Here is a 13,485-nt window from a genome sequence, read left to right on the forward strand (position 1 = left end):
ACCAAGCTATCCCGACAGTCACCGGGCGCCAGGCTCAAAACGAGACATCAGCGGAGCGTGAAGCCGGTGCCGAGCGTGTCGCGCGGATCCAGCGTGAACGTCGCAGTGCCCGTGCGGAAGGCGCTGCCGATGACCTCGGTGATGACGCCGGCGGGCGTCTCCTCGACGACTCGGCCGAGGAACGTGGTGCCGACGATCGAGTCGTGCTGGAGCGTCTGATCGAGCCGCAACCGGCCCTCGTCGTGCAGGAGGGCGAGGCGCGCCGACGTACCGGAGCCGCAGGGGGAGCGGTCGGCCTCGCCGTCGGCGAAGACCGCGAGATTGCGCTGATGCGGACCGGACGGTCCGTCCCCGAGGTCGTCGTACAGGATCGTGCCGTAGAGGCCGCTCAGGCGCGGGTCGGTCGGGTGGACGGCGACCGGGTCGAGGGCCCATTTGATCTCGCGGCCGATCGCGATCAGGTCGGCGTACGACGAAGAGGTCACCGACAGGCCGACGGACGATGCGAGGACCGAGGCGTAGAAGGCGCCGCCGTAGCTGATGTCGGCCAGCACTTCACCGCGCGCGGTGGACACCGGTACGCCGCGACGCAGCACGTACGCCGGAACGTTGCGAAAGGCAACGCTCGAGATCTCGCCGCCCGCACAACGCACCCGAGCGACGACCCGCCCCGACGGTACGTCGATCACGACATCGCTCTCGCCGTCACGCGCAACCTGGACCAGACCGGTCTCGACCGCCCACGTCGCCAGCGCGATCGTCCCGTGCCCACACGCCGTGGAGTACCCGTCCTTGTGCCAGAACACCACCCCGAAGTCGGCGCCGTCGTCATCACCCGGTACGACGAACCCGCCGTACATGTCCGCGTGACCTCGCGGCTCGTTGACGAGCAACCGCCGTACGGCGTCGATCGCCTCGGACGACTGCGCCGTCACGCGGCGGTCCGCCACGGACGAACCCGGAACCTCGACCGACGTGACGATCCGGAACGGCTCGCCCGCCGTGTGGTAGTCCACAACACTGACGTCGTCCACGGGAAACACCTTAAACAAGCGAAAACCGCTGCCCGCCCCCGTTCCATGGGGCAGACAGCGGTGTGAGCGACCTGGACGAGTTGTCAGGCGGCTTGCGGTACGCGATTCCGGGCGGCCCAGACGGCTCGGCGCAGGCTGGCCTTGTCCGGGTAGCCGGCTTCGCGGCCGATCATGTACACGTCGTGGCTTCGCATGTTGACCATGCCGGCCACGAACCAGACCGGGCTCCCCTCGGCCAGCATGGTGACGATCATGGTCCGGGTGTCTGCGCTGATGTTCATTCTGACCCTCTCCTTTTGGTCGCTCTTACTGGTACGTCGAACCAGAGGGCCCGGATTCGACACCGCAGCACACGCGAACCGCAAGAAAACAAAGCGCCCCGATCGAAGACCGGGGCGCTCGTCCGTGTGGGTCCCGGGGGGAGTGGGACCACCACACGTTGGGGGGGACTTTGACGTTAACCCGACGAAGGGGTCACACCCGGTCATTTTCGGAGCGAGTCCGGTCAGCGGTTCGTTCGTCTCCGGTACAGCGATGTCGCCAGCAGGATCGAGAACAGGAGTAGACCAAAACACCACGCCAGTGCCAGTCGGCCGTTGTTTCCCATCGGCGTTCCGATCAGCAGACTGCGGATGGTTTCGATCACCGGCGTGATCGGTTGGTACTCGCTGACCGGCCGCAACCACGCAGGCATCGACTCCGGCTGGACGAACGCACTACTGAGGTATGGCAGGAACAGCATGAAGAAGCTGAGCGTGCTGGCCGACTCCACCGACCTGGCGATCACCCCCAGCCCCGCCGCGAGCCACGACAGCGCAACGACGTACAGGAGCAGTAGACCGATCACTCCGAGCCAGTCGAGCACTCCGCCGGCCGGTCGGAACCCCATGGCCAGTGACGCGAGGATGACGATTGCGGTCGATGTGGCGTTGCGCGCCACGCTCGCGACCACGTGTCCGGTCAGCACTGCGAAACTGTGGATCGGCAGTGATCGCAGTCGGTCGATCATCCCGGTGTTCATGTCGTCCGCGACCACCATCGCCGTCGACGCGGCGCCGTACCCGGTGGTGAGCAGCAGGATCCCCGGTACGACGTAGTTCACGTACTGCGTCCCCGTGTCGATCGCACCGCCGAACACGTACACGAACAGCGCCATCATCAGCAGCGGCATCAGTACCGCAGCGAACATCGTGTCGACGTTGCGCCGGGCCAGCCGGACGCTGCGGTCGATCATGGTCGCCGCGTCCGAGCACGCGGCGACAACTCCCTGGTGTGTCATCAGCAACCTCTCACGCGGTCAGAGCGAGGAAGACGTCGTCGAGCGTCGGCCGGTGGGACGACACGCGCTCCGGTTCCAGTCCGTTGTCCCGCAGTACGTCGAGGACGTGGTGCAGGTGTGTCGCCGTACCGTCGGACGGGACGTTCAGCACGAGCCCATCGCCGACACCGTTCAGTACGCCGCACGCTTTGAGCAGCTGCACCTCGTCAGCGAACCGCAGTGCGATCCGTTCGCCACCGATCTGGGTCTTGAGCGCGTCCGCGGTGCCGCTGGCGACGTTGCGGCCCTCGTTGAGCAGCACGACGCGGTCAGCCAGCCGGTCCGCCTCCTCGAGGTACTGCGTGGTGAGCAGGATCGTCGTACCGTCGCGGACCAGGTCGACGATCGCGTCCCACATCGCCGACCGACTGGCCGGGTCGAGACCGGTCGTCGGCTCGTCCAGGAAGATCACGCGCGGCCGGGCGATCAGGCTCATCGCCAGGTCGAGCTTCCGCCGCATGCCACCCGAGTAGGTCTTCACGCGCCGATCCATCGCGGCCGTGAGCCCGAACTGCTCGAGCAGCTCGGACGTACGCCGTCGCGCGGGACCTCGACCGAGATGCATCAGCCGGCCGACCATCACCAGGTTCTCCCGCCCGGTCTGGTTCTCGTCGACCGCGGCGTACTGCCCGGTCAGGCTGATCACCCCGCGAACCCGGGCCGGCTCGCGCAGGACGTCGTACCCCGCGATGGTCGCCGTACCGGAGTCCGGTCGGGTCAGCGCGGTCAGGATCCGCACGGTCGTGGTCTTGCCGGCGCCGTTCGGGCCGAGCAGGGCGAGCACCGACCCCTCCTCGATGCTCAGGTCGACCCCGGCCAGCACGTCGGTCGCGCCGTACGACTTCCGGAGTCCGGTTGCCTCGACGATCATTGTCCCCTCCTTACTGCGTATTGGATACGCTAAATAGCGTAGCAGGTACGCAGTAGGGCTCGGCAAGCCCTAAACTGATCCGGTGGAGAACGAGGAGCTGCCGGCCGACGTCGCGGCGATGTGGCGGTTGCGGGAGGCCCCGCGGCGCGGACCGAAGCCGTCGCTGACGCTGGACGAGATCGTCCGGGCCGCGATCGAGATCGCCGATGCCGAGGATCTCGCGGCCGTCTCCATGGCCCGGGTCGCCGAGCGGCTCGGCAACTCGACGATGGCGCTCTACCGGCACGTGAAGAGCAAGGACGAGCTGCTCGTGATCATGTCGGACGCCGCGCTCGAACGCCCGGACCCGATGCCGGAGGGGATCGACTGGCGGACCGGGCTGACGTTCTGGGCGGACGGCGTAATGGCGGCGATCCGGCGTCACACCTGGTACGCCCGGGTGCCGATCTCGGGTCCGCCCGCCGGGCCGAACAACCTCGCCTGGTTCGACTCCGCGCTCGGCGTACTGGCGGACACCGGCTTGCCGGAGGAGGCGAAGGTCGGCGTGGTGATGGGGCTCATCACCTACGTCCAGGGCGAGATTCGCATGGCGTTCGACCTGGCCGCCGGCTATGCGGACAACCCCGATGCTTTTCAGCGCTTCGGCTCGACGCTGCGCCGGGTCGCGGACCCGCGGGTCTATCCGGCCGTCGCGCGGACGGTCGAGGCCGGTGTGTTCGACGAGGTCGGGACCTTCGAGGAGGACAACGAGGCCGACTTCGACTTCGGTCTGCAGCTCTACCTGGACGGCGTCGCCGCGTTCATCGACCGGGTGTCCGTCAAAGGTGAATGATCGCGTCGGCCGCTGACGCGGTGGCGGCGATCAGGTGCGCGTTGCGTTCGTCGGAGCCGAACGTGCGCGCGTGCGCTTCTTCGGGAGACCTGCCGAACAGGCGGTGCCGCGCTTCGAGTCGCTGATGACGCAGTGCTTCGGGAACCTCGACGTACCAGCATTGGTCGAGCAAGGAGCGCAGCGCCGACCAGGGGGTCTCGTCGAGGAGCAGGTAATTGCCCTCGGTGAGGACGAGCGTGACTTCGGGCGCGATGCCGATGCTCGCGGCGATCGAGTCCTCGATGCTGCGGTCGAAGCGCGGCGCCCAGATCTGCTCGTCCGGTGACTCCTTCAACCTGTTCAGCAACGCGACGAAGCCGAAGCCGTCGAAGGTCTGCGGCGCGCCTTTCACCTCGGCGAGCCCGAGCTCGTCGAGTATCGACTGCGCGAGGTGATAGCCGTCCATCGGGACCAGGGCGACCTTGTGCCCGTCGGCGGTCAGCTTCGCCGCGAGCTGCTCGGCGTACGTCGACTTGCCCGCCGCCGGCGCCCCGGTGATCCCCAGGATCTGACGCCGCCCACGTGTCGCCAGCGCGACGGCACGCTCGTAGGCGGCGGCTGAGTCCAGGGTCTGCACTGCTGAATCCTAAGCGAGGTAGCCATCCGGGCGGATCAGGATCTCGTCGCCCGGCTGTGCGTGGTAGATCTCGAAGGCTTCCGGCGTGGTGATGTCGACCGTGTGCGGATGGGTCGACGGCGTGGTGGGGGAGAACCGCAGCAGGGTCTCGTGCGGGCCGCGAAGCAGCTCGAACAATCGCGCTTGGTTGCCTGCGGCATCGATGAGTGGCGCGTCGGGTGCGCGGTCTCCGCTCGCGAGCGGGCGGGTGTCCGACGGGTCGCGGTACGAGACGTCGAGCTGGCGGGTGTTCTCGCCGCGCTCCAGCGCGGACTCGTCACCGTCGACGTGCTTCTGCAGCAGATCCTCGCTGATCCCGAGCACGCGCAGCGCGTTCGTCCGACGCTCGGTCTCGTACGTCGCCAGCACCTCTTCACGCCCGTCGGCCAACTTCCAGCCGAGGTTGTACGCATCCTGTACGCCGGTGTTCAGGCCCTGACCGCCCGTCGGTGGGTGAACGTGCGCGGCGTCGCCGGCGATGAAGACCCGGCCGACCCGGAACCTCTCCGCCAGTCGCACGTTCGGGCGCCACACGGTCGACCAGGTGAGGTCACGGAGTTTCGCCGTACCAGGGCCGGTGAAGTCGTCGACGAGGGCCTGCAAACCCTCGAGCGACGTGTCCGCGTCCTCGCCGTCGAGCGGTGCGCCGAACTGGAATTGATCGCCGCCGGACAACGGGGTCATCGCGATACCGGCCATCGGGTTGTCCTTGGCGCCGAACCAGTACCCGACCTCGTGGTCGAGTCCCTCGGCCGCGACGTCGCCGAGCAGCATCTGGATCGACTCGTCGGTCGTCCCTTTGAAAGCGATCCCGAGATGCTTGCGGACGAAGCTCTTGCCGCCGTCGGCGCCGACCAGGTAGTCGACGGTGACGGTCTCGCCGGTGGACAGTTCGGCGGTCACGTCGTCCGCAGTCTGGGTGAAGCCGATGAGCGCGGTGTTCAGTTCGACGGTCACGCCGTACTCCGCGAGCTTGTCCCGCAGGATCTTCTCGGTGCGGGACTGGCCGAGCATCCAGGCGTTCGGGTACGGGATGTCGGGAGTGGGCTCGACCGGGTCCGCCATCCGGCGTTCGTCGACGAGTTGACCGCCGACGTAGATCTTCATCAGCGGCACCGAGCGGCCTTGCTGCAGTACGTCGTCCAGGACGCCGAGGTCCTCGAAGACTTCCAGGGTCCGAGGCTGCAGGCCGTCGCCGCGTGATCCGTCGAAGAACTCGGTCGCCTTGTCGATCACCCGGACCGCGAGGCCGCGCCGGGCCAGCTCGATGCCGAGGGTCAGTCCGGTCGGTCCGGCGCCCGCGATCAGGACGTTCATCGTGGTCTCCTTGGGTGAATTGTGATTCACTGAATTTAGATTCAGTTTGAACGTGGCTAGGGTTCGGTGTCAAGGAGGTGCTCGTGACCGACACGGTGAGCCGCCGGCAGCGGGCGGCCGGGACCGAAGTGGCGCTGAAGCAGGCCGCGCGCGAGGTCTTCGCCGAGCGCGGGTACCTGAACACGAAGATCACCGACATCACCGCGGCCGCGGGGCGCGCGACGGGGTCCTTCTACAACCACTTCGCCGGCAAGGAAGAGCTGCTCGAGGCGCTGCTGCGCGACATGCTGCTGGAGGCGGACGAGACGATCGCGGACGTCGCCGGGCACGACCCGGACTTCAGCAAGCGGTCAGCGATCCGGTGGCACGTGGCGGCGTTCTGGCGGTTCTACCAGGCGCATCTGCCGGAGATGATCGCGGTAAAACAGGCCGCGATGGTCGATCCGGAGCTGGGCCGGCGGCTGCAGCAGATCATGGCCGACGACGACCAGCACATGATCGAGCACTTCGCCTATCTCCCGAACCCGCCGGCCGATCCACTGGTCGCGATCTCGGCGATGAACGCGCTGATGGAGGGCTTCGCCTACACGTGGCTGGTCGTGAACCCGGCGAACGGCCAGACAATCACGGACGACGACGCGATCGACACGTTGACGGGCTTGCTCCACCACGGGTTGGTGGGTCGCTAGCGGACCGCCAGGCCATCACAATCGTGCTCAGGTGGCGTTGCTGCACCGTGGAGCGCCCGGTCTGGAGTGATTGTGATGGCCTGGAGATCCGCGAGGCGGACCTGTGGCACTCACCAAGTGCGTGGGGTCCGGCTTTTGCAGGCGGGCAGAGCCGCGCGGGGCGTGCGGGGCCGTGGGTTAGTGAGTGGTGCAGGTCCGCGAGCGAGGGTTAGTGAGTGGTGCAGGTCCGCGAGCGAGGGTTGGCGAGTGGCGCAGGTCCGTTAGCGAGGGTTGGCGAACGGCGCAGGTCCGCGGGCGAGGGGTGGCGCGTCGCAGAGGTCCGCAGGCGAGTGGCGGGGGGCCTACTCCTCCGGTGGGGGTGGTTCCTCGGCGCCTTCGCGGTCGTCGCGGTCGGCCCACTCCATCAGCGTTTGCAGTGAGTAGACGTTGTCGTCGATCGTGGCGTGCAGGTCGCCGAGTTCGGCGTACCGCTGGGGGACGGTCGCGATCGTGAAGTCCTTCGGGTTTACATCGTCGATCTCGTCCCAGTGGATCGGGGTCGACACGGTGCCTTCGGGGTTGCCGCGGACGGAGTACGCCGCCGCGATCGTGTGGTCGCGGGCGTTCTGGTTGAAGTCGACGAAGACCAGTCGCGGATCACGATCCTTACGCCACCAGGTCGTCGTCACGTCCTCCGGTGCGCGTCGCTCCACCTCACGCGCGAAGGCGAGCGCGGCCCGCCGTACGTCGGAGAACCCGTACTCGGGCTTCACGCGGACGTAGATGTGGATGCCGCTGCCGCCGGACGTCTTCGGGTAGCCGACCGCGCCGAGCTCGTCGAGTACTTCGTGGACCGTGTGCGCGACCCGGCGTACCCGGTCGAAGGGGCAGTCGGGCATCGGGTCGAGGTCGATGCGCCATTCGTCCGGCTTCTCGGTGTCGGCGCGGCGCGAGTTCCACGGGTGGAACTCGACCGTCGACATCTGCACCGCCCACGCGACATGCGCGATCTCGGTGACGCAGAGCTCGTCGGCGGTCCGGTTGTACCGCGGGAACTTGACCCGGACCGTCTCCATCCAAGGCGGCGCACCGTGCGGCAGCCGCTTCTGGTGCACCTTCTCGCCCGCGACGCCTTCGGGGAACCGGTGCAGCATGCACGGCCGCTCGCGCAGCGCGTTGACGATGCCGTCCCCGACAGACAGGTAGTACTTGACCAGGTCCAGCTTGGTCTCACCGCGGGCAGGGAAGTACACGCGGTCCGGATTCGAGATCCGGACCGTCCGCTCGCCGACCTCGAGCTCGATCGCCGGAGACTTCCCCTTGGACGCGGCCATGACGCCAACCTAACCGGCGCCGGGGACAAACGGCATCAGGCCAAGCGGGTGAGCCAGCCTCGCGTGTCCGGGGTACGCCCGTACTGCAGGTCGAGCAGCGAGCTGCGGATCTTCGCGGTGACCGGGCCGACGCCGTAGTTGACCGAGTGGTCGCCGATGGTCAGGTCGCCCTCGGCCCAGGCGACGCGGCCGATCGGGGTGATGACCGCCGCAGTGCCGGAGGCGAAGACCTCGGTGATCTCCCCGGAGCGGACGCCGTCCTTCCACTCGTCGGCGGAGATTCGGCGCTCCTCGACCGGGTGGCCGAGGTCGGCGGCGAGCTCGACGACCGACGCGCGGGTCACGCCTTCGAGGATCGATCCGGACAGCTCGGGCGTTGCGATCCGGCCGTCGGCGTACACGAAGAACATGTTCATGCTGCCGATCTCCTCGAGCCACTTGTGCTCGACGGCGTCGACGAACGCGACCTGCTCACAACCGTTCGCGACTGCTTCGGCAAGGCCGGCCAGGCTGGAGGCGTAGTTGCCACCGCACTTCGCCGCGCCGGTGCCGCCCGGGGTGGCCCGGATGGTCGACGTGGTCAGCCAGATGGAGACGGGCTTGGGACCGGTGTTGAAGTACGGGCCGGCGGGGGAGGCGATGACGCCGAACAGCACCTCGTGTGCTGGTCGGACGCTCAGTGCGGCTTCGGTGGCCATCATGTAGGGCCGGAGATACAGACTGGTCTCGCCGTCATCGGCCGACGGCACCCAGGCCTCGTCGACGGTCACCAGCGCGCGCAGCGCCGCGACGAACTCCTCCTCCGGAACGTGCGGCAGCGCGAGTCGCTCCGCGCTCGCGGTGAACCGGGCCGCGTTCCGATCGGGGCGGAAGGCCCACACCGAGCCGTCCGGGTGCCGGTATGCCTTGAGGCCCTCGAAGATCTCCTGCGAGTAGTGGAAGACAGCAGCCGCCGGGCTCAGCTTGAGCGGTGCGTACGCCGTGACCTTGGTGTCGTGCCAGCCCCGGTCCGCCGACCAGTTGGCAATCACCATGTGGTCCGTGAACGACTGCCCGAACACCGGCTCCGCCAATACGGCCGCACGAGCCGCCGCACTGGCCGGGTCGCTCCGCAGCTCGACCGCGAAGTCCCACGCGTGTGTCACTACCGTTCCCCGCTGTTCACCTGTCACTCACCGCACGCTACCCTGCCCTCATCTCCACCTCGACCCACCGCCCACACTCCGACCACTCCGGTACGCCGACTGCGCCAGAAATGCTCGCAGCTCGGCAGCACCCGGCTCCGCTTGTACGACGCGCAGTACGCGGTCGGCAGCGTCGTACACCAAGGTGTCGTGCCACTCGTCCGGCAACTCGACCAGGACACGCAGCGACATGGCGAGGCCGGCTGGGACCTCTCCTGCGACGGCCAGGCACTCGGCGAGGCACAGGTCGAGTCTGGCGCGGTCGCCGATCCAGCTCTCCGGGCAGAGCTCTCTGGCGCGCTCCAGCAGTACGCAGCCCGCCACGCCGTACCCAAGCAGGGTGCACACGCGTCCCTCTGCCCAGTGCAGCTGATAGGTCGGAGCCAGCTCGTCGCCAACACCGATCAGCTCCTGCAACGCCTGGTGCGCCTCCTGGTGCTCACCGAGCTCGGCCAGCACCAGTGCTCGTGCTGCACGCGGAAGGTAGCTGTGGTGATCGCCAGCCACTGCCTCATCTGCCAGCTCCAGCAGCTCGGCGGGCGGACGTCGCTCGGCCAGCCCGCTGATCGCCTCTCGCGCACGCACCACTGCTCCGCTGCCGACACTGTCCGCCGCTGCCCGAGCGGCCCACCACCAGCGCCGCGCAGTACTTCGATCGCCCAGTCTCGTCAGCGTCTCCGCGATCAGGACACTCAACTCGGCTGTCTCCGGACCGTCGGCGCCGTGCAACTGCCGCACCAGAGCCGGCAGCAGCGCAGCCGGAGGGACACCGCGGAAGTCACCGAACAGCTGACGGGTATCGGCGGCATCGAGGGCGCCGACCAGCCCTCGCCACGCCGCCTCCAGCGGGTCGGGCTCCGGGCGCACCTGACCTGTGCGCGCAGGCCTTCGCTCGAAGGTCGCGGTCAGTCGGCCGTCGGTGCCGAGCTTCTGGTCGCAGAGCCGCGCCAAGTCTGCGGAGCCCGGCCGCTGCCCACGCTCCACCTGCGACAGGTAGCTGTGGTCGTACCCGACCTGTGCTGCGAGTTGCCGCAGGCTCAGCCCGGCCGTCTGCCTGCACTGCCGCAGTAGCGAACCGAAAGTCACAGGACCACCCCGTTCGTCGCTTCGAGCTCATGTGGTGCGTGCCGGTCAAGCTACAAGCCCTCGCCGACAAAAACCGTTCAAAACAAGGACAAACACGGACATGTGGGCTGTGGGCTGTTCCCACAGCCCACAGCCCACACCTGTTGTCCGCAGTGCGCTCCGGGCAATGCTGAAGAGGTGAACACGCTGCAGCGACAGGCTCGTCTCTTCCGTCTGGTGCGCCACCCCACTCCCACCGCGATCCTCGCCGAAGGCGTGGAGTGGTCCGACGGCGCAGTCACCGTCCGCTGGCGCGGCCCCCACCCAGGTACGTCGACCTGGGACGCCGGCGTAGAAGCCCTCCTGGCCGCCCACGCCCCCGACCCCCGCACCCAACTCCACTGGACCCAAGCCCCCACGCCGGTCCCTCGCACGACCCCAACCACCCACACCACCCCAACCCCCACCATCTGGCTACCAGCCCCGGCCCCCGACGGCCTCTGCTCCCGCTGCGGCCGCCCCTGGCCCTGCCTCAGCTGCGGCCCGTAGCACGCCCGCCCCGCCCCGGCCGCCCACTGGCAGCCGTTGCAGGAAGGTGCGCTGTGAGATGGCGGTGACCTACTTACTTGACGCGGTTTAGTGTGCGGGGGTGATTGATCCGCTGGATGAACTTGATGCCCAGGTGGCTCGGTTGCGGGTGGTGGCGGACGAGTTGCTGGCTGCTCGGAGTAGGCCGGTGTTGCGGGGCGAGCAGGTGGAGTTGGTCGAGGACGGGCCGACGCTGCTGGCGGCGTACGAGGAGATGCAGCGGAGCTGTCACGAGCAGATCCGGGCGTTGGATCGGGGGCCGTACTCCGCGCCGCCGGCGTCGCAGCAGAAGCTCGAGTTGGACCGGCTGGCGGATGGGCTGGCGTACCGCGCGATCTACGGGTTCGAGGTGTTCGAGTCCGAAGAGGTCATGACGGTGCTGCCGGAGCTGCGTGCGGCCGGCGAGGAGAGTCGGGTGTTGCCGCAGATGCCGATGAAGATGGTGCTGGGCGACGACAACATGGCGCTCGTCGCGCTGACGAAGCGCGCCCCGGCGGAGTGCCATCTGCTGATCAGGTCGACCGGTCTGCTCGACGGACTGATCGCGACGTTCGAGATGCTCTGGGGTCTGGCAGTTCCGATGCCCGAGCTCGAGGCGACTGGCGAGGTGGCGGAGCTGCGGGCGCCGGATCGCGACATCTTGATGCTGCTGGCCGGTGGTGCGACCGACGACATGATCAGTCGGCGGCTCCGGATCAGTCCCCGGACGACGCAGCGCCGGGTCCGCGCGCTGATGGATGCTCTCGGCGCGCAGACCCGGTTCCAGGCAGGCGTTCAGGCAGCCCGGCGTCGCTGGATCTGAGTGTGACCCGGATCACGCGAGGATCTGGATTGCATCGAGCTACTCAGATGTTCTGAGTTTCATCGTGCAATTCAGCTCCGGAAGGAACCCGGCGTGACCACCAGCACTCTCGAACTGACCACCGCGCGACCGCCGCGCACTCTGAGCAGGCAGGCCAGCTTCTGGACCGCCGCCTCGGTCGCGGCCATCAGTCTGTGGACGAGCGCGGCCCCCACGACGACGTACCCGCTCTATGCCTCGGCCTGGCATCTCACTCCCACCGCGACCACCGCGATCTTCGCCGTCTATCCGGTCGTGCTGGTCGCCTTCCTGCTCCTCTTCGGCCAACTGTCCGACTACATCGGCCGGAGGGCGACCATGCTGTACGGCGTCGGCGCGCTGCTCGCCGGTGTCCTGCTCTTCGCGATCGCGCCGTCGGTCGGCTGGGTGTACGCCGGGCGCGCGCTGATGGGAGCCGGTGTCGGCCTGGCGCTCACTCCCGCGACGGCCGCGGTGGTCGAGTTCAGCCCGCTCGGCAAGGCTGCGCGCGCCTCGTCCGTGACGACCGCGGCGACGGCGGCCGGCCTCGCGCTGGCGACGATCGTCGGCGGCGGCCTGATCGAGTACGCGCCGCAGCCGCTGCACCTGGACTTCTGGGTGCTGCTCGCGGTCGTCGGGATCGTCTTTGGACTCGTCTGGCGACTCCCTCGGCACCTCAAGGACGAGAGCAGGGGGCGCTGGCGGCCGCGTCCGATCTCCGTCGCCAAGGAAATCCGGACTCTGTACGTCGCGTCCGCGCTCGCCGTGACGACGGCCTACGCGTTCGGCTCGGTCTTCCTCGCGCTCGGTGCGCAGGTCGCCCACCAGTTGATCGGGACCGCGAACATCTTCGTCATCGGTCTGGTGCTCGCGATCATGTCGGTCACGATCGGGGTCACGGCGATCGCCGGACGTCGTTTCGCACCCGGCCGTCTGGTCCTGGCCGGAGCCGTCGCCACGCTGGTCGACCTGGCCGTGCTCGAGACGTCGGCCCAGCTGCACTCGCTGCCGCTGTTCATGACCGCCACCGTGTTGGGCGGCATCAGCTACGGCCTGCTCTTCTCGGGCGGCCTCGGTCTGATCACCGCGCACGCGCCGGCTCACCACCGCGGCGGCACCGTAGCTGCCGTCTACCTCGTCGCCTACATCCTGCAGGGAGCGATCGCCCTGGCACTCGGGCTGGTGGCGACCGCGTCGGGACTCGGTACGGCGTTGGTCCTGGGCGTGATCATGATCGGTAGCCTGGCGGTGCTCGCCATCGCCGCCTCAGCAGCCCTGATGGCGAAGCAGGTCGAGGAGGTGTGATGACAACGCGTACGGCGACCCAGCCGAACTGCTCGATCGCTCGGACACTGGAGTTGGTCAGCGACCGCTGGACCTTCCTGATCCTGCGCGAGGCGCATCTCGGGACCACCCGGTTCGCGGACTTCCGCGACTTCCTCCGGATTGCACCGAACATCCTGACGAACCGGCTGACCGCCATGGTCGATGCCGGTCTGCTCGAGAAGCGTGAGTACCGGGAGGAAGGCGAGCGCGCGCGGTCGTCGTACCACCTGACACCTGCCGGCGAGGATCTGAAGCTCGTGCTGGCGGCCCTGCAGCAGTGGGGGGATGTGCACGTGCCGCGGGCGGACGGGCCGACGGTGCTCCGGCGTGACACGCGGTCCAAGGGCCTGGTAGACGTCGGCTTTGTGGACAAGAAGGGTGCAGAGGTTCCTCAGGAGGACGTGGTCTTCGAACCAGTCCCGGGGAGCCCTGCGGATCGCAGTACCTGGCGTTGACGTACGGCGGACCCGTTG

Annotated in this window: 14 protein-coding genes; 5 read left to right on the plus strand and 9 right to left on the minus strand. The window is 68.2% G+C overall.

The window, feature by feature from the left end:
- Positions 1 to 47: 47 nt before the first annotated feature.
- From AC0662_RS37220 to AC0662_RS37235, 4 genes are all read right to left on the minus strand, one after another.
- The gene (locus tag AC0662_RS37220; protein ID WP_478306551.1) at positions 48 to 1,034 is read right to left on the minus strand and encodes a proline racemase family protein; all 987 of its coding nucleotides are present in this window, start codon (positions 1,032 to 1,034) and stop codon (positions 48 to 50) included.
- Between the two features lie 83 nt (positions 1,035 to 1,117).
- On the minus strand, positions 1,118 to 1,315 hold the full coding sequence (locus tag AC0662_RS37225) for a hypothetical protein (RefSeq protein WP_452201954.1): 198 nt from the start codon (positions 1,313 to 1,315) through the stop codon (positions 1,118 to 1,120).
- A 224-nt stretch (positions 1,316 to 1,539) separates the two neighbouring features.
- Complete coding sequence (locus AC0662_RS37230) at positions 1,540 to 2,313, minus strand: ABC transporter permease (RefSeq protein WP_452201956.1); 774 nt, start codon at positions 2,311 to 2,313, stop codon at positions 1,540 to 1,542.
- A gap of 10 nt (positions 2,314 to 2,323) precedes the next feature.
- Complete coding sequence (locus AC0662_RS37235) at positions 2,324 to 3,223, minus strand: ATP-binding cassette domain-containing protein (RefSeq protein WP_478306553.1); 900 nt, start codon at positions 3,221 to 3,223, stop codon at positions 2,324 to 2,326.
- A gap of 82 nt (positions 3,224 to 3,305) precedes the next feature.
- Here AC0662_RS37235 and AC0662_RS37240 point away from each other — a divergent pair, with 82 nt between their 5' ends.
- Entirely contained in the window at positions 3,306 to 4,055 is a 750-nt protein-coding gene (locus tag AC0662_RS37240) for a TetR/AcrR family transcriptional regulator (RefSeq protein ID WP_478306555.1), read from the plus strand.
- On the opposite strand, the gene AC0662_RS37245 is transcribed toward AC0662_RS37240, so the two are convergent.
- Both AC0662_RS37245 and AC0662_RS37250 read right to left on the minus strand, forming a co-directional pair.
- A complete protein-coding gene (locus tag AC0662_RS37245) occupies positions 4,042 to 4,671 on the minus strand; it encodes a nucleoside/nucleotide kinase family protein (RefSeq protein WP_478306557.1) in 630 nt (209 codons plus the stop codon). The genes AC0662_RS37240 and AC0662_RS37245 overlap by 14 nt on opposite strands.
- Before the next feature lie 9 nt (positions 4,672 to 4,680).
- Positions 4,681 to 6,027: an FAD-dependent monooxygenase gene (locus tag AC0662_RS37250; protein WP_478306559.1), complete on the minus strand. Its 1,347-nt coding sequence runs from the start codon at positions 6,025 to 6,027 to the stop codon at positions 4,681 to 4,683.
- Between the two features lie 83 nt (positions 6,028 to 6,110).
- On the opposite strand from AC0662_RS37250, the gene AC0662_RS37255 reads away from it, so the two are divergent.
- Positions 6,111 to 6,716 (plus strand): TetR/AcrR family transcriptional regulator, encoded by a 606-nt coding sequence (locus AC0662_RS37255; protein WP_478306561.1) that lies wholly within the window; start codon positions 6,111 to 6,113, stop codon positions 6,714 to 6,716.
- A 341-nt stretch (positions 6,717 to 7,057) separates the two neighbouring features.
- On the opposite strand, the gene ligD is transcribed toward AC0662_RS37255, so the two are convergent.
- The 3 genes from ligD to AC0662_RS37270 are packed head-to-tail and all read right to left on the minus strand — an operon-like array spanning position 7,058 to position 10,299.
- Entirely contained in the window at positions 7,058 to 8,029 is a 972-nt protein-coding gene (gene ligD / locus AC0662_RS37260) for a non-homologous end-joining DNA ligase (protein WP_478306563.1), read from the minus strand.
- Positions 8,030 to 8,064: 35 nt separating this feature from the next.
- Positions 8,065 to 9,174, minus strand: coding sequence for a branched-chain amino acid aminotransferase (locus AC0662_RS37265; RefSeq protein ID WP_478306565.1), 1,110 nt, complete (start codon positions 9,172 to 9,174; stop codon positions 8,065 to 8,067).
- Positions 9,175 to 9,222: 48 nt separating this feature from the next.
- Positions 9,223 to 10,299, minus strand: a complete 1,077-nt coding sequence (locus tag AC0662_RS37270; RefSeq protein ID WP_452201973.1) for a helix-turn-helix domain-containing protein — start codon at positions 10,297 to 10,299, stop codon at positions 9,223 to 9,225.
- 628 nt (positions 10,300 to 10,927) lie between these two features.
- Here AC0662_RS37270 and AC0662_RS37275 point away from each other — a divergent pair.
- The 3 genes from AC0662_RS37275 (at position 10,928) to AC0662_RS37285 (ending at position 13,467) form a co-directional block, all read left to right on the plus strand.
- Entirely contained in the window at positions 10,928 to 11,668 is a 741-nt protein-coding gene (locus AC0662_RS37275) for a hypothetical protein (RefSeq protein ID WP_452201975.1), read from the plus strand.
- 93 nt (positions 11,669 to 11,761) lie between these two features.
- Positions 11,762 to 12,991 (plus strand): MFS transporter, encoded by a 1,230-nt coding sequence (locus AC0662_RS37280; RefSeq protein ID WP_478306567.1) that lies wholly within the window; start codon positions 11,762 to 11,764, stop codon positions 12,989 to 12,991.
- On the plus strand, positions 12,991 to 13,467 hold the full coding sequence (locus AC0662_RS37285; RefSeq protein WP_478306569.1) for a winged helix-turn-helix transcriptional regulator: 477 nt from the start codon (positions 12,991 to 12,993) through the stop codon (positions 13,465 to 13,467). The genes AC0662_RS37280 and AC0662_RS37285 overlap by 1 nt, the downstream gene beginning before the upstream one ends.
- The last annotated feature ends 18 nt before the right edge of the window (positions 13,468 to 13,485 follow it).

The sequence above is a fragment of the Kribbella sp. NPDC043289 genome, assembly GCF_056436705.1.